This window comes from Streptomyces sp. NPDC054961 (assembly GCF_053609145.1).
The window spans coordinates 63,738-85,464 of the sequence record NZ_JBSGWY010000038.1 but is presented as its reverse complement, the minus strand read 5'-3'; the positions used below and the strand labels follow the sequence as shown (position 1 = coordinate 85,464).

Sequence of the window (21,727 nt, the reverse complement as noted above, 5' to 3'; positions counted from 1 at the left end):
GCCTACGCCATGCGCTGGGTCGCCAAGAACGTCGTCGCCGCCGGCCTCGCCTCACGCTGCGAGGTCCAGGTCGCCTACGCCATCGGCAAAGCCGAACCCGTAGGCCTCTTCGTCGAAACCTTCGGCACCCACAAAGTCGACGTCAGCGCCATCGAACACGCCATCGGCCAGGTCTTCGACCTCCGCCCGGCCGCGATCATCCGCGACCTCGACCTCCTGCGCCCCATCTACGCCCAGACCGCCGCCTACGGCCACTTCGGCCGCGAACTCCCCGACTTCACCTGGGAACGCACCGACCGCGTCGACGCCCTGCGCGCCATAGCGGGGGTCTGACGTGCGCATCGCCGTCACCGGATCGGTCGCCACCGACCACCTCATGACCTTTCCCGGACGCATCAGCGACCAACTCCTGGCCGACAAGCTCGACCGGATCTCTCTGTCCTTCCTCGTCGACACCCTGGAGATCCGGGACGGCGGCGTCGCCGCCAACATCGCCTACGGCCTGGCCCGGCTCGGCCACCGTCCGCTGCTCGTAGCGGCCGTCGGCCAGGACTTCCAGGACTACGGCCGACGGCTCGCCGAACTGGGCGTGCGCATCTCGGCGGTGCACGCCTCCGCCACCCGGCACACGGCCCGTTTCCTGTGCACCACCGACCCGGACGGCAACCAGCTCGCCTCCTTCTACGCGGGCGCGATGGCGGAGGCGGCCGACATCGACCTCGTCGACGTGATGGACCGGTGCGGCAGAGCGGACCTGGTCCTGATCGGGGCCGACGCCCCGGCGGCGATGCTCCGCCACACCCGTGCCTGCCGTGCCCTCAAGATCCCCTACGCGGCCGACCCGGCCCAGCAACTGGCCCGTCTCGAAGGCCCGGAGATCCGGGAACTCGCGGACGGGGCGCGGCTGTTGTTCACCAACGAGTACGAGCACGAACTGCTCCTGCGCAAGACCGGCTGGACCCATACCGAGGTGCTGCGGCGGGTCGGCACGTGGATCACCACGCTCGGCGAGAAGGGCAGCCGCATCGAACAGGCGGGCAGCCCGGCGCTGGACGTCTCCGCCGTCCCCACGGACTCCGTCGTCGACCCGACCGGCGTCGGCGACGCCTTCCGGGCCGGCTACCTGGCCGCCCTCGCCGCGGGAGACACCCCCGTGCGCTGTGCGCAGACGGGTTCGGTGATGGCCTCGCTCGCCCTGTCGGCCGTGGGCACGCAGACGTACGACACCACGCCGGAGGCGGTGGAGGGACTGCTCCGCACCACCTACGGGACGTACGTGCCGGGCGTGCCGGGCGTGCCGGACACGCAGGACAGCACCCCCACCGCGGTGGCGTCCGCATCCGCGTCCGTGGAACCGGTGGGGTCAGCCGCGACGGCCGTGCGGTTCGCGGGTTCCGCAGACGGCGAGGCACACCGGTGAGCACCCTCACGCTGCCCCGCACGAGCCCGGGCCCGGCCGCTCTCATCGCGGCCGGCCACCGTTCGTACTCCTTCGAGTTCTTCCCGCCCAAGACGGACCAGGGCGAACGCGTCCTGTGGCAGGCCCTGCGCCGGGTCGAGGCCGTCGACCCGTCCTTCGTCTCCGTGACGTACGGGGCGGGCGGGTCCTCACGCGAGCGGACCACCGACCTCACCCAGCGCATCGCGGAGCACACCACCCTGCGCCCCGTCGCCCACCTCACCTCGGTCGGCCACTCGGTCGCCGAACTCCGCCGGATCATCGGGCGCTACGCCGACGCGGGCGTACGCGACGTCCTCGTCCTGCGAGGGGATCCGCCCGGTGACCCGCGGGGGCCGTGGACCCGTCACCCGGACGGTCTCGACCACGCGGTGGACCTGGTCCGGCTGGTACGGGAGCTGGGCGACTTCAGCATCGCGGTCGCCGCCTTCCCCGAACGCCATCCCCGCTCACCCGACTGGGACAGCGACATCCGGCACTTCGTCGCCAAATGCCGGGCGGGCGCCGACTACGCCATCACCCAGATGTTCTTCCGCGCGGAGGACTACTTCCGGCTGCGCGACCGGCTGGATGCCGCCGGATGCGACACCCCGGTCATCCCGGAGATCATGCCCGCCACCCGGTACGACCAGATCCGCCGCTTCGCCGAACTGAGCGACGCCACGTTCCCGCCGGACCTGGCCCGCCGTCTGCACGCCGCCCGGCACGACCCCGACGAGGCCCACCGCGTCGGCGTCGAGCACGCCACCGCACTGGCCCAACACCTCCTGGACCAGGGCGCACCGGGGCTGCACTACATCACCCTCAACCGGTCCACCGCCGCACTCGACATCCACCGTCGGCTGAGTCTGCCCACCCGCCCCGCGGACCAGTAGGGCGCGATCCGAGTCCGCGATCCTGAGCTAGGGAGACGTTTTGCCCATGACCCGCACAGCCCCGTACATGACCTGCACGGGCCCCGTGCTCACTTCCGTCCCCGCCCGGTTCGTGTGGACCGAAGAGGACCAGCGGGCCGTCGACACCGTGCGCCGACTGGCCGCCGGCACCGTACGGAAGCCCGGTACCGGTACGGCGATGCGCCTCGCTCCGGCCGCGTACACCCTCTTCCACAAGGTGATGCGCCACGACCCGGCGGACCCCGGCTGGACGGGGCGCGACCGGCTCGTCCTGTCCGCGGGCCACGCGTCCCTGACCCTCTGCATGCAGCTGTACCCGGCCGCTTTCGGCCTGAAGCCGGACCACCCGAAGGCTTTCCACCCCCGCGACCGCGACTTCGACGGCGACGGCGACGGGGACCGCGACCACGGGGACGTGCGCGGGCGCGGGCGCGGGCACGCGACCGGCAGCGAGACCACCCCGGGCCTCCCGCTGGGCCGGGGTGTGGCGCATGCCGTGGGCATGGCCCTGGCCGCCCGCTACGAGCGCGGCATGTTCGACCCCGAGGCCGCCCCGGGGACCTCGCCGTTCGACCACTACGTCTACGCCATCGCCGGTGACGGCTGCCTCGAGGAGGGCATCTGCGTCGAGGCGTCGTCGACGGCCGGGCACCAGCAGCTCGGCAACCTGATCCTGTTGTGGGACGACCACCACACCTCGAACGGGAGTGACTCCGAGACGCCGGTCTCCGAGTCCGTCCTCGAGCGCTACGAGGCGTACGGCTGGCACGTCCAGCGCGTGCGGCCCAGAAAGGACGGTGACATCGACGCGGTCGCCCTGTACGCGGCGATCGAGGCCGCCAAGGCCGAGACCGAGCGCCCGTCGTTCATCGCGATGCGCTCGACCCTCGCCCGGCCGCGGCCGAACGCGCGGGGCGACGAGGTCGCCGTCCTGCCCCGTGGGGCCCTCGACCGGGCCCTCGACCGGGCTCTCGACCGCGGCGCCTGGGCCAGGACCACGTGGGACAGGTCCTTCGCCGCGTGGCGCGCCGCCAACCCCGACCGTGCCGCCGAGTTCGACCGCATCCGCCTGGGCACACGGCCGGCCAGCCGGAAGGAGAAGACCCCGGCGTCCGGGACGGACACGGGGGTGTCCACCCGCGCCGCCTCCGCCCACACCCCCTTCGACGAGAACTCCTCGCCCCCACCGGCGGGCAACCCGCTGCCGGAGGCCGCTCACACCCCTCCGTACGGCGCGCGTGCCCTGACGAAGGAGACCCCGTGAGCAGGCTGCGCTGGCTGACGGCGGGGGAATCACACGGGCGCGCGCTCGTCGCGACGCTCGAGGGACTTCCCTCCGGAGTGCCGATCACCACGGAGAGCGTGGCGGCCGACCTGGCCAGACGCCGGCTCGGTCACGGGCGCGGCGCCCGGATGAAGTTCGAGGAGGACGAGGTCACCTTCCTCGGCGGTGTGCGCCACGGCCTCACCATGGGCGGCCCCGTCGCGATCATGGTGGGCAACACCGAATGGCCCAAGTGGGAAAAGGTGATGGCGGCCGATCCGGTGGACCCGCAGGAGCTGGCCCAGCTGGCGCGCAACGCGCCGCTGACCCGTCCCCGCCCCGGTCACGCGGATCTCGCCGGTATGCAGAAGTACGCCCTGGACGAGGCCCGTCCGGTCCTCGAGCGGGCCAGCGCACGGGAGACCGCGGCGCGGGTCGCGCTGGGCACGGTGGCCAGGTCGTACCTGCGGCAGACGACCGGCATCGAAATCGTCTCGCACGTGGTGGAGCTGGCCGGGGCCAGAGCCCCGTACGGTGTGCTGCCCAAGCCTTCCGACCAGGCCAGCCTGGACCACGATCCGGTGCGCTGCCTGGACGCGGAGACGTCGAAGGCGATGGTCGCGGAGATCGACCGGGCCCACCGGGACGGCGACACCCTCGGCGGTGTGGTCGAGGTGCTGGCGTACGACGTACCGGTGGGCCTCGGCTCGTTCACGCACTGGGACCGGCGGCTGGACTCGCGGCTCGCGGCTGCGTTGATGGGCATTCAGGCGATCAAGGGCGTCGAGATCGGCGACGGTTTCGATCTGGCACGGGTACCGGGGTCGAAGGCGCACGACGAGATCGTGTGGACCCCCGACGGCGTGCGGCGTACGACCGGCCGCGCGGGCGGCACCGAAGGCGGCATGTCCACGGGCGAACTGCTGCGGGTGCGGGCGGCGATGAAGCCGATCGCAACGGTTCCGCGCGCGCTGGCGACGATCGACGTCTCGACGGGCGAGGCGGCCCCCGCGCACCACCAACGGTCCGACGTCTGCGCCGTACCGGCCGCGGGCATCGTGGCGGAGGCCATGGTGGCGCTGGTGCTGGCGGACGCGGTGTCCGAAAAGTTCGGCGGGGACAGCGTGGCCGAGACACGCCGCAACGTGCGGTCGTACCTCGGGAATCTCACGATCTCCTGACCTCCCGACCTCCTGAGCGGCCAGGCCGGAACAGCCCGGAAACCGTTCCGGTCGGGCCGCGGAGGCGGGCTGGTCCACAACCGTCCACCGTCACGATCGACACGGATCCGGGCGCATAGGCCCCGGTCAGCGTCGCGAGCTCGGCGAGGCCCACCTGTACGGGCTCCTCACGAGCAACAGCGGCACCAACCGGCAGGTCAGGGTGATGAGCACCGCCGAGTGGATACGCACCGCGGCGGGCCGCGCACCCCGGGCTGCTCTGCCCGCGCCGATTCGCGCCTTGTCCGAGCCGAGGGCGAAAGGCGGACCACCCGCTCCGGGTGATCGCCGGAACCCGTCCGCCGGACGACCATGGGCCTGCATTGATCATCACGCCCCCCGCAGGGGCGCGGTTTCGGAGGCCGGCACACGGCCCGAAGGTGCGCTCGTACCACCGTGACTGGGGGACCTGCCGGGGTCCCGGGTAGTGCCCGGGACCCCGGCAGGTCGGTCACGGCCGCCGTGGACTCAGTTGATGGTCCACCGCTGGAGTGCGGTGCCGGTGTCGGGCTGCTGGGTGACGCGTGCGCCGGCGGCGGAGGATGCGGTGGTCAAGAGCAGTCCGCTCGCCGAGGAGGCGAGGGTGTGGGTGCCGTTGGCTTGTTGCGTGATGTTCCAGCGCTGGTTGGCGCCGTTGCCGCAGGTCCACTGGATGATCTTCGCGCCGGCGCTCGTGGAACCTCCTTCGACGTCGGCGCACAGGCCGGACTCGCTGTTCTTCAGCTGGTACGTGCCGTCGGCCTGCTGAGTGAAGGCCCAGCTCTGGTTGGCCCCGCCGTTGGGTGTCCAGGTGATGAGCTGGGTGCCGGGGGTGGTGCTGTGTCCGGGGTTGTCGAGTGCCTTGCCCCCGGCGGTGAGAGTGTGGACTCCGTTGAGGGAGGCGGTGACCGCCCAGGTGAACGTGGCCGTGCCGTTGGCGGTGCCGGAAGACGCCGTGACCGTCACGGTCGAGGCGCCGACGGCGGTGGGGGCGCCGGTGATCAGGCCACGGGAGCTGATGCTCAATCCGGCGGGCAGTCCGGTCGCCGTGAAGGTCACGGACTTGCCGAGGGAGTCGGTTGCCTCGAGCTGGAGGGAGACGGCCTTGTTCGGGGAGCCGGTCTGGTTGCCCGGGTTGGTGACCGCCACCGTTTCGGGTGCTTGGGCGATCGGGGTCAGGGTCAGGGCCTGCTCGGCGGCCGTGCGGGTGCCTCCGACCGTGTTGCCGGTGGCGTTGGTCCAGCTGCGGGTGGGCGTGGTCTCGGCGAGGCGGGTGGAGTCCGCGGAGAGCCCGATGACGAGGCCGCTGTACCGATTGACGATCTTGTACGTCCCGGTGGCGGTGCCGTCGGCGGGCGAGGTGCCGCGGATGACGAACCACTGCTGGCCGACGGTGGGCCCGCCGGTTCCGGCCGCGGTGACGGTGGGCTTGGTGCCCCAGGCGCGGGTTGCCGTGGAGGTGGCGCCCACTCCGAGGAGCTGACCGGTGCCGGAGTTGGTGATGCGGTAGGAGCCGTCGCCGTTCGAGGCGAAGGTCCACGACTCCAGGCCGGAGCCGGTGGCGGCGGCGTTCGAGGTGGTGGCCGAGCTGCCGGAGACCTGGGCCAGGACCCGGCCGCCGGCGCTGCTGATGCGGTAGGCCTTGGAGGTGTCGACCGGCGTGGCGGGCTCGGTCGTGTCGATCGCGAGGTTGACGTACTCGCTGCTTGCTCCGTTGGAGCAGCCGAAGGAGCAGTACGAGCGGAAGTTCTTGCCGACGATCGTGGAGCTGGTCTTGTTGGTGCTGTCGAGGAACCAGCGGTACCAGGAGGCGTTCTTGTAGCTGCCCGTGTCGCCGAGACGGAACCACTTCTGGGTGGTCAGGTCGGCGGTGGCGTAGATCTCCTGGGAGGCGTTGCCGCTCTGGTCGACCGCCTGGGGCTGGCCGATGTACAGGCCGAGGTGGGTGTTGTAGGTGATGTCCATGACGAACAGGGGGGACGTCGGGGGCATCAGGCCCCCGGCTACCTGCTGGCTCACGGAGCCGCTGTTGGCCGGGTTGTACTCCTTCGACGCCGGGGTGTACCCGGTCGTGCTGCCGGAGCCGACGGGGACCATATTGCTCTCGCGGCCGCCGAGGCCGGGCTCGGACCAGGCGCCGTCGTACCACTTCTGCCAGGAGCCGGGCGCCAGCTTCGCCGAGATCGGAGCGCGGGCGACGTGCCCGTAGAACGCGGCCCAGCTGCCGCCCTTGTCCACGATCCGGGAGCCGTAGAAGGCGTAGAAATATCCGGATGCGGTGTCCACGAACAGCCGCTGGTCACCGGTGCCGTAGTCGAAGGTCTGCTGTGGGAAGGCGGAGTTGTCGCCGCGCTTCGTGCTGTAGCGCGAGGTGATGACGTGGTCCTTGATGGTCCACGTGCGGCCCTGGTCCTTGGAGACGGCGTAGTCGATGCCGTCGTAGTGCAAGCCGTCGGCGAACGGCTGCGGGGTGAACTCGTTGTGCACGAGTCCGTACCAGTCGCCGGTGTCCGGGTCGACCCAGACGCCGGCCAGGTCACAGTAGTTCCGGTGTGCGTAGCCCGACCCCGCCGGGGCGGATGTCGATTCGAGCCCGGTCGGGCTGTTGTTGCAGCGCCAAGTGGTGTCGTTGTTGCGGTCGTTGGAGTTGGCCGGGTTGACCGCGTCGCTGATGGCATCGGACCGGGTGGCGGTGTCGAGGTTGGTCCCGGTGAAGAACGTCCACTTGCGGGGGTCGTTGGCGCCGTAGAGCGCGTGGGCCTGCTGGAAGTAGAACGTGCCGTCCTTGTCGACGTAGGTGCCGGCGGGAGTGTCGTCAGGCTGCGTCCAGGAGCCCTTGGCGCCGACGGTGACGGTGTAGGCGGGGGCGGGGGCAGGGGCGGTCGACGCCGCGGATGCCGTGGGCATCAGCAGCGTGCTGCCGCCGGAAATGACCAGCGCGGCGGCCGCGAGTGCGCCGACCAGTCTGTTTCGAGGAGCGATCACGGGTACTCCCTGATCGGAGGAGCCATAGGGGGCGGCTCCTTTGACGGTCCGTCGTCCTTGGGGACGGCGGTTGTGCTCGGGACCGCTGTGACACGGCCCGAGTCCGGCGCTCCCTCGCCGGGCAGGACGCCCGCTGCGCGGGAGCAGTGTGGGGGCCCGGCCCTCAGACGCCCGCAAGGACGCTCAGGAGGCGCGCGACTTCCGCCGCGACCTCCTCACGGGCCGGGCCGAGGTACTTGCGGGAGTCGCTGACGGCGGGCTGACGGTGGAGTTCCCGCCGGACGGCCGCGGAGAAGATGCCGTTGAGGTGGGTGGAGATGTTGACCTTCGTCATCCCCGCCGCCACGGCCTTGGCGAGGTCCGCGTCCGAGACGCCCGATGAACCGTGGAGGACCAGCGGCACGCGGGTGGCGCTGCGAAGACGCGCGATCAGATCGAAGTCCAGCACGGCGTCGCGGGTGGCCATCGCGTGGGAGCTGCCGACCGCCACCGCCAGGCAGTCCACCGCGGTCGCCCCGGCGAACTCCCGGGCCTCCTCCGGGTCGGTACGGACACCAGGCGCGTGGGCGCCCTCCTTGCCGCCCACCTCGCCCAGCTCCGCCTCGACGAGTACGTCGGCCCGGTGCCCGTACTCGGTGATCGCCCGGGTGGCCGCGACGTTCTGCCCGTACGGCAGCTTGGAGGCGTCGAACATCACGGAGGTGAAACCGAGCCGAACGGCTTCGTGCACCAGGTCCTCGGCCTCGGCGTGGTCCAGATGGACGGCCACGGGCACCGTCGCCTGCTCGGCCAGGGCGAGTGCGGCGCGGCCTATCGGTGCGAGGGATCCGTGGTAGCGGACGGTGTTCTCGCTGATCTGGAGTATCACGGGCAGGTTCGCCCGGTGTGCTCCTTCCACGATGGCTTCGGCGTGCTCGAGCTGGACGACGTTGAACGCTCCGACCCCCCGGTTCCGGGCGTACGCGGGGCCGATGATGTCGTCAGTGGCTGTCAGAGGCATGGGGTGTCTCCACACTCACGGTCGTGGTCGTACGGAACTGGTCGTAGAGGTCGCGGCGGAAATCGCCCGCGAGGGGTGCCGCGACGGCGGCGGCGGACAGCGCGACGGCGTCCCGCAGGAGGTCCGGCCAGGTCAGGCCGGTCGCGAGACCGGCTGCGAGCGCGGCTACGCAGGCGTCACCCGCGCCGGTCGGGTTGCCGCGCAGCCGGGCGGGCGGCAGGGCTCGGTAGCGCCCTTCGCGGGTGACGCCGTACAGGCCCCGGGGGCCGTCGGAGGCGACGACCGCCCGCGCGCCGCGCGCCTGGAGTTCCACGGCCGCGTCGGCGACATCGGCCCGTCCCGTGACTTCGAGGATCTCCGCCGCGTTCGGTTTGATCACGTCCGGGCCGGCGTCCAGCGCGGAGAGCAGCGCGGCGCCGCCGGTGTCGAGGACGGTCACGGCGCCGGCGGCACGGGCCGTCGCCACCAGTCCCGCGTAGCTGTCGCACGGCAGACCCGGCGGGAGGCTGCCGGCGAGAACGACGACGTCGGCCCGGGCGGCGAGTCCGGCGAACCGCCGGGTGAAGGCCCGCCACGACCCCGGGTCGACGGGCGGCCCGGGCGGGTTGAACACGGTGGCGTCCCCGCTGCGCTCGGAGACGACCGTGACGGTCCTGCGGGACTCACCCTGTACGGGCACCAGCGCGTCCTTCAGGCCGGACGTGCGCAGGTCCTCGCGGAGGATCCGGCCAGTCGTTCCTCCCACCAGCCCCGTGGTGAGCACCGAGTGACCCAGTGCTGCCAGGACCCGAGCCACGTTGATGCCCTTGCCGCCGGCCCGCTCGACGGTCAGCCCGACGCGGTGGGAGGTATGAGGGGTCACTTCCTCGACGAAGTAGGTGACGTCCAGGGCGGCGTTCAAGGTGACGGTGAGGATCACAGAGCTCCTCCCACCCGGTCGGCCGATCGGCCGGCGTCGGCGGCTTCCCAGCCGAGCAGTCCGGCTCCGAGGCAGCCGGACTGCGCCCCGAGAGCCGCCCGCACCAGCTTCGGCCGCCGTTGACAGCTCAGACGGCGGTCGAGTGCGACCCGTAGCGGGTCGAGCAGGAGCCCGCCGGCACGGGAGAGGCCCCCGCCGACCACGATCACTTCCGGAGCGAGGACCGCGGCACACGCGGCGAACGCCTCCGCCAGCGCTTCGACCGCGCGCTCCCACACGCGCCGCGCGTCCGGATCGGAACGGGCCACGAGTGCCGAGACCTCCTCTGCCCCCTCCACCTGACGCCCCGACCGGGCGGTGTAGGCGGCGGCGATGGCACGGGCCGAGGCCACGGCCTCCAGGCAGCCCCTCCTGCCGCACGCGCACTGCTCGGCCCCAGGGGCGACGGTCAGGTGCCCGAGTTCTCCGGCGTACCCGCCGGCACGCATCGGACGGCCCCCGATCAGGAGGGCAGCGGAGATGCCCGTGCCGATGGCCACGAACAGGGCGTCGTCGATGCCGCGCGCCGCGCCGAGCCTGCTCTCCGCCATGCCGCCCGCGCGGACGTCGTGGCCGATCCGGACCGGGAGTCCCGTCACGTCCGTGAGCACCGCGGCCAGCGGCAGGTCGCGCCAGCCGAGGTTGACCGAATGCACCGCGCGCTGCCCGGGCTCGTCGACGATGCCCGGTACCACGACGCCGGCGGCGACCGGTTCAGCGCCGATGCCGACCGCCTCGGACGCCAGGTCGTGCAGCAGCCGGGTGATCGCGTCCACCGTGACTTCGGGTCCCTGGTGCCGCGGGGTCGCACCGCGCAGGGTCGTCAGCGGCCGCATGGTGCGGTCGATGAGCGCACCCTTCATCGACGTGCCGCCGACGTCCAGAGCGATCACACATGCGTGGGTGCCGGCAAGCTCAGCCATGCTCGCCGGCCAGCACCACGGAGCGGCTCAGGGCTCGGGGCCTGTCGGGGTCGAGCCCCCGCGCACCGGCCAGGTGGACGGCCAGGCGCTGGGCCCGTACGAGGTCGGCCAGCGGGTCCAGGTCGCCCACCGCGCCGCCGGATCCGGCGAGGTAGGCGACGCCGGTACGGGCGACGTCGTCGGCGAGGCCGTGCGGTGCGGGGCCGAAGACCCAGGTGCCACGGCCGGGGCCGGCGATGCTGATGGGGCCGTGGCGGTACTCCATCGCCGGATAAGCCTCCGTCCAGGCGCCGGCCGCCTCCCGCATCTTCAGCCCCGCCTCCAGCGCGAGGCCGTAGGCCCAGCCGTCGCCCAGGAAGGTGATCTGCTCTGCCGCGCACATCTCCTCGGGCAGCGGTTCGGCCACGGCCCGCTCGGCGTCCGAGGCGGCCTGGGCGATCGTACGCACTCCCTGGGGCAGCGGGCCCTGGCTCTCCAGGTGGGCCCGCAGAAGGGCGAGTGTCGTCGTGGCGAACCTGGTCTGCACGACCGACTCCTCGTCGGCGTAGGCGAGTTCGATGACGCCGTGGGCGACGTCGGCCACCGGGGTGCTCGCGTCGGCGGTGACGGCGGTGACCGCCACCTCCCCGCGCAGCCGGGCCAGGAGGTCCAGGACCTCGGTGGTGGTGCCCGAGCGCGTCAGCGCCAGGATGCGGCCGTAGCGGCGGCCCACGGGGAACTGGGAGGCGGCGAAGGCGTCCGTCTCGCCGTGACCGCTTTGCTCGCGCAGTTCGGCGTAGGCCAGGGCCATGAACCAGGACGTTCCGCAGCCGACGACGGCCACGCGCTCGCCGGGCTGGGGCAGGACGCCCCGGTGGTCGGTGGCCGAGGCGGCCGCCCTGCGCCAGCAGTCCGGCTGGGAGGCGATCTCGCGTGAGGTGTGGGAGGTGGATGCGGAGCCCGGGGGAGTGGACATCGGTGCTGGATTCCTTCGAGGTGTTCTGCGGTCGCTGGATCGGCCACGTGAGGTGGTGCAGGGGGGAGGGGCCTCAGGGGGAGGGACGGCTGGTGACGCTTCTGGCCGGCGCGGTGTCGGGCGCCGGCGGCCGGCTTGCACCGGAGCGCCGGCAGGTCAGTCGAACGTCTCGACGTACTCCTCGCAGGGCCCGAGGACGGGCGCGTCCACGAGTTCGACGTGGTCGCCGAAGCGGTCGAGTTCGAGGATCGTCAGGACGTTGTCCCCCGTGTGCAGCAGCGGACGGGGCACGTACAGGGTCGTCTGCGGGCCCACGTCCCAATAGCGGCCGAGCAGGGTGTCGTTGACCCAGACGAAGCCCTTGCCGAAGCCGGGCAGGCTCAGGAAGGTGTCGGCGGGCTCCTCGACGTGCAGACGTGCGGTGGCGATGCCGCGGCTGTCGGCGGACTCGGCGGCCGCCCCGGCGCGCGCGAGGTCCCCGGCGGTCCATTCGTCCAGCGGCAGGGGGTACATGGTCCATCCGTGGACGAGCCGCCGCTCCACGCGGACCCCGCCCAGGATGCCCTTGCCCTGTCCGAGCAGCGGGCCGTAGTTGATGCGCCCCTGGTTCTCCACCAGCAGGTCGAGCTGGATCGCCGCGCCCGTGCCGGTGACGCCGAAGGATGCCGTCGGCCGGTCCAGGACGGTGACGAGGGTGCCGTCGACGAAAACCTGCGCGCGGTCGTGGAGGTCGGTGACCGTCACCTCGTGAGTGCCGGGCGGTACGACCGGGTACGCGGTGTAGAGCACGAGGCCGGAGGCTTGTCCGAGCTCCTCGAAACTCAGCGGGTTGGCGGCGTGCACGGGCGTAGACACCGACCTCAGCGCAGCCGGCAGCGCGGATCCGCGGTGTACGGAGAGGGTGGTGGGCTCCAGCAGGGGCGGGTCGTCCGGCGGATCGGGGACGGGCCGTGTGCTGTGCGGGGCGAGCTTGTCGCGCAGCGCATGGAACTTGGGGGTGAGCGCGCCGTGTTCGGCGACGGGGGCGTCGGAGTCGTAGCTGGTGACGGTCGGCTGGAGGGCCGTGCCGTCGTGGTTGGCGCCGGCCCACAGCCCGAAGTTGGTGCCGCCGTGTGCCATGTACAGGCTCAGCGACCCGCCTTGGGCCAGGATGCCGTCGACGTCGTCGGCGGCGCTCGAAGGGGACCGGACGTGGTGCGTCTCGCCCCAGTGGTCGAACCAGCCGTTCCAGAACTCGGCGCAGAGGAAGGGCTCGCCGGCGCGGCGTGAGCGCAGCAGCCCGGCGGCCTGGTCGGGGCGTGAGCCGAATGTGGCGGCCGCCAGTTCACCGGGAAGGGTGCCGCCGTCGAGCATCAGCGGTGTGGGCCCGTCCGCGGTGAACAGCAGCTCGCGGACGCCGCGTGACACCAGGGCTTCGCGCAGCCAGCGCATGTAGGTGTGGTCGTCGCCGTAGCTGCCGTACTCGTTCTCGATCTGCACGGCCACGACCGGGCCGTCGTCTGCCGCCTGGTGGGCGGCGACGAGCGGGATCAGCACGTCGAACCAGCGTCCGACCGCGTCGAGGAAATCGGGGTGACTGCTCCTGGGCCGCATGCCGGGCCGTCCGGTCAGCCAGGCGGGCAGGCCGCCGTTGTCCCATTCGGCGCAGATGTACGGGCCGGGGCGGACGATGACGTCCAGGCCGGTTTCCTCGGCGAGCCGGAGGAACCGCGGCAGGTCACGCCAGCCGTCGAAGCGGATGTCACCGCGTCTGCGCTCGTGGAAGTTCCACGGCACGTAGGTGTCCACGGTGTTCAGGCCGAGTGCGGCGACGCGCTGGAGGCGGTCGGCCCACTGCTCCGGGTGGACGCGGAAGTAGTGCAGGGAGCCGGACAGGACCCGGTGGGGCTGACCGTGGCGCAGGAAGGTGCCGTCAGCCCAGCTCAGCACGGGCTGCACGACCAGAGCGGGGGCGACCGGGGCGTCGGCGACAAGGGCCGGGCGGGCGGTGCCGGCGGAATCGGTGGTGAGGGCGGGAGGGGTCACTTGACGGCTCCGGCGGTCATGCCCGCGCGCCAGAAGCGCTGGAGCGCGAGGAAGGCGATCAGAAGCGGGGCGATGGAGACCAGGGATCCGATGACGACGAGGGGCGGGGGCACGGCGACGTGGCTGGCGTTCCAGGCGACGAGGCCGACCGTGACCGGCTGCAGCCGGTCGTCTCCCAGGACCATGGCGGGCAGCAAGTAGTTGTTCCAGATCTCGACGAACTGGAACAGGAAGATCGTGACGAGGGCGGGGAGCATCATCCGTGCCGCGATGGTGCGGAAGATGCGGAACTCACCCGCGCCGTCGAGGCGGCCGGCTTCGAGGACCTCGTCGGGCACGCTCTGCTCGGCGAAGACGCGCGCGAGGTAGACACCGAAGGGGCTGACGACGCTCGGCAGCAGGACCGCCAGAGGATTGTCGATCAGGTGGACGCCCGAAAACATCAGGTACAGCGGCAGCGTGAACAGCACCTTGGGCACGAGGACGGCCGCCAGGACCAGGGAGAACAGCATCCCGCGGCCGGGGAAGTCGTACTTGGCCAGGGCGTAGCCGGTCAGGGCGGAGAGGACGGTGCCGACGAACGCGCCGACACCGCAGTACAGAACGCTGTTGAGCATCCAGCGCCAGAAGATGCCGTCGTCCTGGCTGCTGAGCCGGGCGACGTTGTCGAACAGGCCGAAGCCGTCGAACCACAGGCCGCCGCCGCTGAACTGCTCCCCGAAGGGTTTGGTCGCCGACACCAGCAGCCACCACAGCGGGAGGAGGAAGTAGAGCGCGGACAGGCCCAGCAGAGCGAGTACGGTGACGCGGCCGGCCGGGCGCGTCTCGCGGCGGGGTCCGATCCGGGCGGGGGCAGGGGCCGGCGCGGGGGCAGGAACGGGGGTGGGGATCACCGTGGTCATGCCTGGTCTCCTCGGCGGGTCAGCTTGAAGAACATGAGCGACACCATGCCCACGGCGACCGCGAGCAGGACCGACTGGGCAGCCGCGTAGGGGTAGTTGCCTGCCGCGACCGCGCTCTGTGCTGACATCAGAGGCGTGAAGGCGGAGGAGATCGAACCGCCGGAGATCGGCTGCAGGACGGTCGGCTCGTTGAACAGCTGTGCCGATCCGATGATCGAGAACACCGTGGTGAGCACCAGCGCGCCCCGTACCGATGGGATCTTGATGCTCCAGGCGATCCGCAGGGCGGAGGCTCCGTCCATGCGGGCGGCTTCGAGGACCTCAGCGGGGATGGACTGCAGGGCCGCGTAGATGATGATCATGTTGTAGCCGGCCCAGCTCCAGGTGACGATGTTGGCCACCGACCACAGCACGATGTCGCCGTCGAAGAACGGAATGGTGACGGAGAGCGGTTCGAGCAGCCGGTTGAGCGGGCTGGACGTCGAGGAGTACATGAACGACCACACGAGCGCGGCACTGACGCCGGGAATCGCATAGGGGACGAAGCTCGTCAGGCGGAAGAAACCCTTGCCCCGCGCCGACTTGGAGTCGATGAGCAGGGCCAGCGCCAGTGCCACGGCCAGCATGAGGGGCACTTGCACCACGCCGAACAGGGCCACGCGGCCGAGCGAGGTCGTGAACGAGCCGTCGTGCACGGCGCGCGCGTAGTTGTCCAGAGGGGCGAAGACCTCCGTCGGCGCGGTCAGGCCCAGGCCCGACCGGCGGACGGTGAAGAGACTGTTGTAGGCCGCGTAGAGGATCGGTGCGATGTACATGGCCATGAACAGGACGACGAACGGGGCGCAGAAGAGCCATGGGCCCAGACGTCGCGGGCGCCCGGAGAGGGCCCCGCGTGCGGGCCGGGACGGAGCGGCGGCCGCCGGGCGCCGTCCGGTTGCGCGCACCGAGGGGGAGGTTTGGGTCACGAACGGGGTCCTCACTGTGGTTCGCCCCGCCGGCCGGCGAGTCGACGGCGAGTGAACGGCGGGGCGACTGCTTGTACGTGCCGCTGGCGGGGGCGCGGCCGGGAGGGACTCCTGCCACGCCCCCGCCCCGGCGACTGCTACGGGGCGACCGCCAGGCCCTGCTTGCGCATCTCGGTCTGGGTGGAGTCCTGGGCGTGGCTCAGCGCCTCCGCGATGGTGCCCTTTCCGGTCCACGCTTTGCCGAGACCGTCATTGAGGTCCGCGACCGTGGAGGTCATCAGCGGGCCCCAGGTCCACTCGGGGTCGACGTCGGGCGTGGCCGCGGCGAAGACCTCGTAGATCTGCTGCCCGCCGAAGTAGGGGTCGGCCTGCAGCTGCGGCAGGTGGAGCAGATCGTTCGCGGCGGGATAGAGCGAGGCTTTCTCGACCAGCGTTCCGAACGCCTGCTTGTCGGTTCCCAGCCAGTGGGCGAACTCCCACGCGGCCGCGGTGTTCTTGCAGCCCTTGAGCACGGCCGTGGCCGATCCGCCGGCGTTGCCGGCCTTCTTGTCGCCCTCCTGCCACTGCGGCATGGGGGCGACGGCCCATTGCCCGGACCCGTCCTTGGCGCCGCCCTTGATGACTCCCGCCTGCCACACCGCACCCACGACCGTGGCGATGTCACCGCTGCCCAGCCCCGAGTACCACGCCTGGTCGTACATCGGGGCGCTGCTGATCAGGCCGTCGTTCGCGAGGCCCTGCCAGTAGTCCGCGACCTGACTGTTCTCGGCGGAGGCCATGGTGACCTTCCAGGCGTCCTTGTCGACGCCGAACCAGTCTGCCCCCGCCTGCCAGGCGAGCCCGGCGTAGTCGTAGTCCAGGTAGGGCGAGGAGATGAACCGCTTCGGGTCGGAGGCGTGGATCTTCTCCCCCGCGGCGCGGTACTCGGCCCAGGTGGCCGGGGGCTTCAGACCGAGGGAGTCGAACAGCTTCTTGTTGTAGAAGAGGGCCATGGGGCCGGTGTCCACCGGAGCTCCGTAGACGGCGCTGCCGAGACTCACCGACTTCCAGGCGGCGCTCTGGTACTCCTGCTTGGCGGAGTTCGCGTGCTTCGACACGTCCTGGAGGGCGCCCTGGGCGGCGAAGCTGGGCATCGTCTCGTACCCCACCTGGGCCAGACAGGGCGCGTTGCCCGCCTTCACGGCGTTCAGCATCTTCTGGTAGCCGCCCTTCGCACCGGGTTGCACCGTCTGGTAGGTGACCTGGATGTCGGGGTGGGCTGCGTTGAAGGCCGCGACGGCGTCCTCGTAGCCCGGGGCCCATCCCCAGAATGTTATCGATGCCTTTCCGGAGGCCGAGCCGGAGTCGGACCCCGATGCGGAGCCCGATCCCGAGCAGCCAGCGGCCGCGAGGGCGAGGCCGAGGGCACCCACTGCTCCCGCAAGGCGGATGAAACTACGCTTCACAGCTCCTCCTGAGTGCTGCGGCGGGCAACGGAGACGTCCTGCACGGGGCCGCATGTCCGGCGGGGCACGCCGTCGGTGTCGTCCGCCCGGCATGCTGATGGCCGAAACTATGGCAGAGAATGTTATCGATGCCAATAGCTGTTAACGATTGACGTCCTGGCCAGTGAAACTGCACGTGAACGGCCGTGTGAGCGATATCATTGACCGGGTCGGACAGGAGAAAGGGATCCCATGGCGAAGAGCGGTGACACGACCAACGGAGCGCGCCCCCCGGGCATGTTGGACGTCGCCCGGGTTGCCGGCGTGTCCGCGCAGACCGTTTCCCGCGCGCTGGCCGGGCACCCCAACGTGCAGGAGAAGACGCGTGCGAAGGTCCTGGCCGCGGTCGATCAGCTCGGCTACCGCCGCAACAACGCCGCCCGGATGCTCTCGTCGGGCCGGAGCCGGACCATCGGCGTCGTGACCCTCCAGACGAGCTTCTACTCCAGGGCCGCCGTCACCTCCGGCATCGAGAAGGCCGCCCATGAGGCCGGCTACGCCGTCAGCGCCGCCACCACCGCCTCGCTGGACACCTCCGCCATCGAGAACGCACTCTCCCGGCTCGCCGACCAGGACGTCGAGGGGATCATCCTCTCGGTGCCCCTCATCCACACGAGCAGCAGGATCGAGCAGCTCACCCGCACCACGCCCACCGTCACCATCGACGGCTCGCGCACCGACGCGACCGAGGTCCTCGCCATCGACCAGGTCCAGGCCGCCCGCATCGCCACCCAGCACCTGCTGGACCTCGGACATGAGACGGTGTGGCACATCGCCGGCCCCGCGGAGTGGCTGGAATCAGCCCACCGCCGCGACGGCTGGCGATCCGCCCTCGAAAGCGCGGGCCGTGCCGTCCCGCCACCGCTGGAAGGGGACTGGTCACCCGCCTCCGGCTACCGCAACGGCCTGGTGCTCGCGCGGATCCCGGACGTCACCGCCATTTTCGTCGCGAGCGACGAGATGGCCTTCGGGGTGATCAGGGCCCTGCACGAGGTGGGGCGGCGCGTACCGGACGACATCTCGGTCGTCGGATTCGACGACATCGAGCTCGCCGAGTACTGCTCGCCCTCCCTCACCACCATCGCCCAGCCGTTCCAGCACATGGGCGCCCTCGCGGTGACCCATCTGCTCCGCCAGATCGACGCGCCCGGCGCGGTCCCCGAGCCTCGCTCGGTCGAACCACGCCTCGTCGTACGTTCCAGCACGACGACCGCACCCGGTCGTTGAGCCCTGGCGCCGGCGGAGCTTCACCCAGCACTCCCGGTGACGGCCAACGGTGGCTGGGATCCGCCTCGCCGCCTGCAGTCGGTTGCGCTTCTTGCCTGAGACGGCACCCGTATTGCGTGTGGATCGCGGTGCGGTACTGCTCCCGCACGGCCTCTGCCAGTTGGCGCGGGAGGTCCTGTCCCGGCTAGACCAGGCCTGCCCGGTGCATCTTGCAGGGGTGGATCGCGGTCCCGGCGGAGTATGGGCCGGCCGCCGGTTTGCATTCTCGGCACGCCACCCGTCGATGCGGCACGTGTGCGGTCTGCCCATGTCGGTGGCCACCGACGCGGGCAACCACTGGGTCGACTGCACCTGCCGGGTGCGATGTCGCGTAGCGCATAGCTTGCGACCATGCGCCCCCGCTTGCCCTTCTCCGCGAGCGCTGCATGCTCCTGCCAGGCCCGGTCTGATGACCCGGTGGGCCCCCGAGAATGCCACCGGGGAAGCCCCGCGGGCGTCGGCCGTGTTCCCCAATAGGTCGCGGATCCGTTTACTGTGCGTGTCCATCACCCGGTCTACGACGAACGCGTGTCCAAGGGCGAGAAGTGTGGCGACGAGGTCTTCCTCTCCGGCAGCGAACCGGACGGGCCCGCTGCGACGGACGCGAGGCGCAGGCTGTCAGTCGATTCTCCCCAGATCCCCCCAGATCCCCAGGGCCTGTCGACACCACAAAAGGCCTGGTCAGGGGCTGAGGCAAGGTGAGGAGATCACCCGCATCCATTCCCCCCAGAGACCCCCCACGGCCGCTTCGGGGTCGATCCGTGAGTGATGCGAAAGCGAAGTGCGAAGGATGATCTGAGCGGGATGCGAGGAGCCTAAAGCCAGTCCCGCCGCTTAAAAATTACGTACAAACTAACGCAGACGACCGCCATCAGCAGGATTGCGAAGGGGTAGCCGCCGGCCCAGTGGAGTTCGGGCATGGTGTCGAAGTTCATGCCGTAGATGGTTCCCACCAGCGTGGGTGCGAAGAGGATGGCCGCCCACGAGGAGATCTTCTTGAAGTCGTCACCCACACACCGCTGACCTGAGGAAATCGCCCGAACCGGCGGTCCTACCTGCGGCGATCGGCCTTTCCGAGCCTTTCACGGTGCTGCCAGCTTGTACGGCCGGTCCTCCCCAGCCGCTCCCCGACGGGCCTCAATTCTCCTCAGGTTCTCCCCAGCGGCGCCTGCCTCTGAAGGAAGATCACCGCAGGTCGGGACTGTGATCCCTGTGCCAGGGCGGGCTACGGGGCGTAGTGGCAGCGGGGCAGGAGCAAGTGCCCGCTGCTCCACGGAGGTGCTCGCGGTTGGGTGCGGGCGCCGGCGGCCATGTTGTCGGCGAAGAGGTGCACGGCGCGGCTCGGGGCCACCATGAGCGCCTACCAGCGCTCACGCAGCTTCTCGTGGCGGAGTTGGTAGCGCTATCCAGACTGTGCAGGCTGTGGTATCGCCCTGCCATGAGAACCTTCACAGCTGCTTCCGATTGCTGCAGACGCCCCCCGCCCCAGCAGTGTGCTGGAGGCAATCGATCGGAGCGCAGCCGATCAACGCGTCGATCAGTCGACCGTCCCCCGCCTCGACTGCGGTCGCGTTGCCGCTGGCCACCGGGGCATCTTCCTTGATCAAGAGGTGCATCGAACGACTCAGTGCCCTTGGCGGCGTGATCGGAAGAAGCCATAGACCCCGGCATTTTCGACCGCTTCGTTCCGATCATGCTCGACTCCGGTCCCAGCGAGGAACAGCCGAAGAACAACGGAGAACGTAAGAGGCAACGGGCAACGCCGCCGAACCTTGATTCTCAAGGCAGGCCTCGTGTCAAACTCACTCTCGGATGCGAAGCGATACGGACCGTCACGACGGGGTGTTCGCCACCGGGCTTCGTGTCCAGCGGCGAGACAGAGTTCCACGTAACAGCTACGACCCTCACGTTCGCTATGCAAGGGGAGGCTAGTGATGAGTGAAGCTTTACGGTTCGGCCCAGAACTTCGTCGCTTGCGACAGGAAGCAGGTATGACTCTCACCGAGTTCTCCGTCGCACTCAACTACGACAAGGGGTACCTGAGCAAGGTCGAACGCGGGGAGCGTTCTGCGTCCCCCGAACTGGCCCGGCGGTGCGACGCCTTCCTCGGCGCGAACGGCGAGCTGCAGCGCCTGGTCGTGCGCCCCGCGACCGAATCGGACACCACCACCGCCACCCCAAGCCCCTGGCTCGTTGGGCGCCGAGAAGTTCTGGCGGCGGGTACGGGAGCACTGATCGACCTCGGTCTGAAACTCGGCGGTCAGGCGTTCTCTGCCCCCGACCCCCTCCTTCCCTCCTTCCGAGCGCAGTTCGACCAGCTACGAAAGCTCGGCCAGTCCACCGCGCCGAAGGTCTTGCTTCCTCTGCTGGAGGCCCAGACACGCGTGATCGCCGCGCTGGCCGCCGACACGCGGTCCGCCACTCGGGCCCCCGCGCTCCTGCTCGCGTCGCGGTTTGCGGAGTTCACCGGCTGGATGGCCCAGGAGGCCGGGGACAGCGCCGCGGCCCTTGGCTGGACCGGTGAGGCGGACGGACTGGCACGTGCTGGAGGCGATCCGTATCTCGGTTCCTACGCGCTTGTGCGTCGCGCCCTGGTCACGCTCTACGACGGGGACGCCGCAGGCACCGTCGCCCTGGCCCGACGGGCCCAGAGCCACGAACTTCCGCCACGAATCAGGGGACTCGCGGCCCAGCGGGAGGCACAGGGGCATGCGCTCGTCGGCGACGAACTCGATTGCCTCCGCAGCCTCGATAGGGCACGGGATCTACTCGATCGCGACGACGCCCGCAGCAGCGCCGACCCCACGATCGGCACCACTCACGTGAGCGATCCGGCGGCGATGACGACCGGCTGGTGCCTGTACGACCTCGGTCGTCCCAAGGCTGCCGCTGAGGTCCTCGACCGGGAGTGCCGTCGCCTCCCGCCGCACGCGCTGCGGACCCGCACCCGGTACGGCTTCCGCAGGTCCTTGGCCCACGCGGCCTCCGGGGAGGTCGAGCACGCGTGCACGATTGCTGGGGAGCTCTTGGCGGTGATGCCGGCCGTGCCCTCGGCGACGGTGAACAGCGACATCCGGCGTCTCGCGCGGGAACTCTCGCGGTTCCGGAGCAGCCGGGCCGTACATGATTTGCAACCGGCGCTGGCACGGGTGCTTGCCCCCGCGCACGACTGACACGGGCTCCACGACCGACACCGGCTAGAGCCGGGAGGTTTGCAAGACTGCCCGGTCCCTCCGGATCCGGCTATCCCCGGCGAGCCCTTCTGATCCCTGCCCGATACGTCGCGCTGCGCCCCCTGGCTTCTTGGGGCTGCCTGCGGTCAATGACCCGTTGGGCGGTACACATTCGTAGGCCCTTCCGTGGACTCCATGCCGCCGTACGGGCGGGACTCCATCGCCCGGGTGGACCGGGGCCTCGCGGCCCCGGTGCTCGGACGCGCGCTTGTA

General features: G+C 70.8%; 15 protein-coding genes and 2 pseudogenes. 7 read left to right on the top strand and 10 right to left on the bottom strand.

The window, feature by feature from the left end; translation table 11 throughout:
• From ACWF9Z_RS28390 to aroC, 5 genes and pseudogenes are all read left to right on the top strand, one after another.
• On the top strand, positions 1-333 hold a 333-nt coding region (locus ACWF9Z_RS28390), incomplete at its 5' end, for a methionine adenosyltransferase domain-containing protein (protein WP_453606425.1).
• A gap of 1 nt (position 334) precedes the next feature.
• Positions 335-1,420 (top strand): carbohydrate kinase family protein, encoded by a 1,086-nt coding sequence (locus tag ACWF9Z_RS28385; protein ID WP_453606423.1) that lies wholly within the window; start codon positions 335-337, stop codon positions 1,418-1,420.
• 11 nt (positions 1,421-1,431) lie between these two features.
• On the top strand, positions 1,432-2,334 hold the full coding sequence (metF, locus tag ACWF9Z_RS28380; RefSeq protein ID WP_453606443.1) for a methylenetetrahydrofolate reductase [NAD(P)H]: 903 nt from the start codon (positions 1,432-1,434) through the stop codon (positions 2,332-2,334).
• 67 nt (positions 2,335-2,401) lie between these two features.
• Positions 2,402-3,589: pseudogene (locus ACWF9Z_RS28375) on the top strand (transketolase); the annotation flags it as partial.
• Positions 3,590-3,615: 26 nt separating this feature from the next.
• Positions 3,616-4,800, top strand: coding sequence for a chorismate synthase (aroC, locus tag ACWF9Z_RS28370; RefSeq protein ID WP_453606421.1), 1,185 nt, complete (start codon positions 3,616-3,618; stop codon positions 4,798-4,800).
• Between the two features lie 507 nt (positions 4,801-5,307).
• Here aroC and ACWF9Z_RS28365 read toward each other — a convergent pair.
• The 9 genes from ACWF9Z_RS28365 to ACWF9Z_RS28325 form a co-directional block, all read right to left on the bottom strand.
• Entirely contained in the window at positions 5,308-7,725 is a 2,418-nt protein-coding gene (locus tag ACWF9Z_RS28365) for an RICIN domain-containing protein (protein ID WP_453606441.1), read from the bottom strand.
• 241 nt (positions 7,726-7,966) lie between these two features.
• Complete coding sequence (locus ACWF9Z_RS28360) at positions 7,967-8,803, bottom strand: class II fructose-bisphosphate aldolase (protein WP_453606420.1); 837 nt, start codon at positions 8,801-8,803, stop codon at positions 7,967-7,969.
• Complete coding sequence (locus ACWF9Z_RS28355) at positions 8,784-9,722, bottom strand: 1-phosphofructokinase family hexose kinase (protein WP_453606419.1); 939 nt, start codon at positions 9,720-9,722, stop codon at positions 8,784-8,786. The genes ACWF9Z_RS28360 and ACWF9Z_RS28355 overlap by 20 nt, the downstream gene beginning before the upstream one ends.
• Positions 9,719-10,684, bottom strand: coding sequence for an ROK family protein (locus tag ACWF9Z_RS28350; protein WP_453606418.1), 966 nt, complete (start codon positions 10,682-10,684; stop codon positions 9,719-9,721). Before ACWF9Z_RS28350 ends, ACWF9Z_RS28355 begins: the two co-directional genes overlap by 4 nt.
• Entirely contained in the window at positions 10,677-11,639 is a 963-nt protein-coding gene (locus ACWF9Z_RS28345) for an SIS domain-containing protein (protein ID WP_453606417.1), read from the bottom strand. The genes ACWF9Z_RS28350 and ACWF9Z_RS28345 overlap by 8 nt, the downstream gene beginning before the upstream one ends.
• A 156-nt stretch (positions 11,640-11,795) precedes the next feature.
• Positions 11,796-13,577, bottom strand: coding sequence for a glycoside hydrolase family 35 protein (locus tag ACWF9Z_RS28340; protein ID WP_453606439.1), 1,782 nt, complete (start codon positions 13,575-13,577; stop codon positions 11,796-11,798).
• Between the two features lie 83 nt (positions 13,578-13,660).
• Positions 13,661-14,566: a carbohydrate ABC transporter permease gene (locus tag ACWF9Z_RS28335; protein WP_453606415.1), complete on the bottom strand. Its 906-nt coding sequence runs from the start codon at positions 14,564-14,566 to the stop codon at positions 13,661-13,663.
• Positions 14,563-15,510 (bottom strand): carbohydrate ABC transporter permease, encoded by a 948-nt coding sequence (locus ACWF9Z_RS28330; RefSeq protein WP_453606437.1) that lies wholly within the window; start codon positions 15,508-15,510, stop codon positions 14,563-14,565. Before ACWF9Z_RS28330 ends, ACWF9Z_RS28335 begins: the two co-directional genes overlap by 4 nt.
• Before the next feature lie 158 nt (positions 15,511-15,668).
• On the bottom strand, positions 15,669-16,976 hold the full coding sequence (locus ACWF9Z_RS28325; protein WP_453606414.1) for an ABC transporter substrate-binding protein: 1,308 nt from the start codon (positions 16,974-16,976) through the stop codon (positions 15,669-15,671).
• Positions 16,977-17,252: 276 nt separating this feature from the next.
• On the opposite strand from ACWF9Z_RS28325, the gene ACWF9Z_RS28320 reads away from it, so the two are divergent.
• Positions 17,253-18,242, top strand: a complete 990-nt coding sequence (locus ACWF9Z_RS28320; RefSeq protein WP_453606435.1) for a LacI family DNA-binding transcriptional regulator — start codon at positions 17,253-17,255, stop codon at positions 18,240-18,242.
• A gap of 854 nt (positions 18,243-19,096) precedes the next feature.
• Here the strand turns inward: ACWF9Z_RS28320 and ACWF9Z_RS28315 are convergent.
• Positions 19,097-19,282: pseudogene (locus ACWF9Z_RS28315) on the bottom strand (CorA family divalent cation transporter); the annotation flags it as partial.
• A gap of 933 nt (positions 19,283-20,215) precedes the next feature.
• Between ACWF9Z_RS28315 and ACWF9Z_RS28310 the strand changes: the two are divergent.
• Positions 20,216-21,454 carry a helix-turn-helix domain-containing protein gene (locus ACWF9Z_RS28310; protein ID WP_453606412.1) on the top strand — a complete coding sequence of 413 codons (1,239 nt, stop codon included), beginning with the start codon at positions 20,216-20,218 and terminating at the stop codon, positions 21,452-21,454.
• Positions 21,455-21,727: the final 273 nt, after the last annotated feature.

Excerpts from the sequence above, each read along its gene's own strand:
- ACWF9Z_RS28335 (WP_453606415.1), bottom strand. The coding sequence starts at position 14,566 with ATGACCACGGTGATCCCCACCCCCGTTCCTGCCCCCGCGCCGGCCCCT.
- ACWF9Z_RS28360 (WP_453606420.1), bottom strand. The coding sequence starts at position 8,803 with ATGCCTCTGACAGCCACTGACGACATCATCGGCCCCGCGTACGCCCGG.
- ACWF9Z_RS28365 (WP_453606441.1), bottom strand. The coding sequence starts at position 7,725 with ATGCCCACGGCATCCGCGGCGTCGACCGCCCCTGCCCCCGCCCCCGCC.
- ACWF9Z_RS28350 (WP_453606418.1), bottom strand. The coding sequence starts at position 10,684 with ATGGCTGAGCTTGCCGGCACCCACGCATGTGTGATCGCTCTGGACGTC.
- ACWF9Z_RS28320 (WP_453606435.1), top strand. The coding sequence starts at position 17,253 with ATGTTGGACGTCGCCCGGGTTGCCGGCGTGTCCGCGCAGACCGTTTCC.
- ACWF9Z_RS28345 (WP_453606417.1), bottom strand. The coding sequence starts at position 11,639 with ATGTCCACTCCCCCGGGCTCCGCATCCACCTCCCACACCTCACGCGAG.
- ACWF9Z_RS28310 (WP_453606412.1), top strand. The coding sequence starts at position 20,216 with ATGAGTGAAGCTTTACGGTTCGGCCCAGAACTTCGTCGCTTGCGACAG.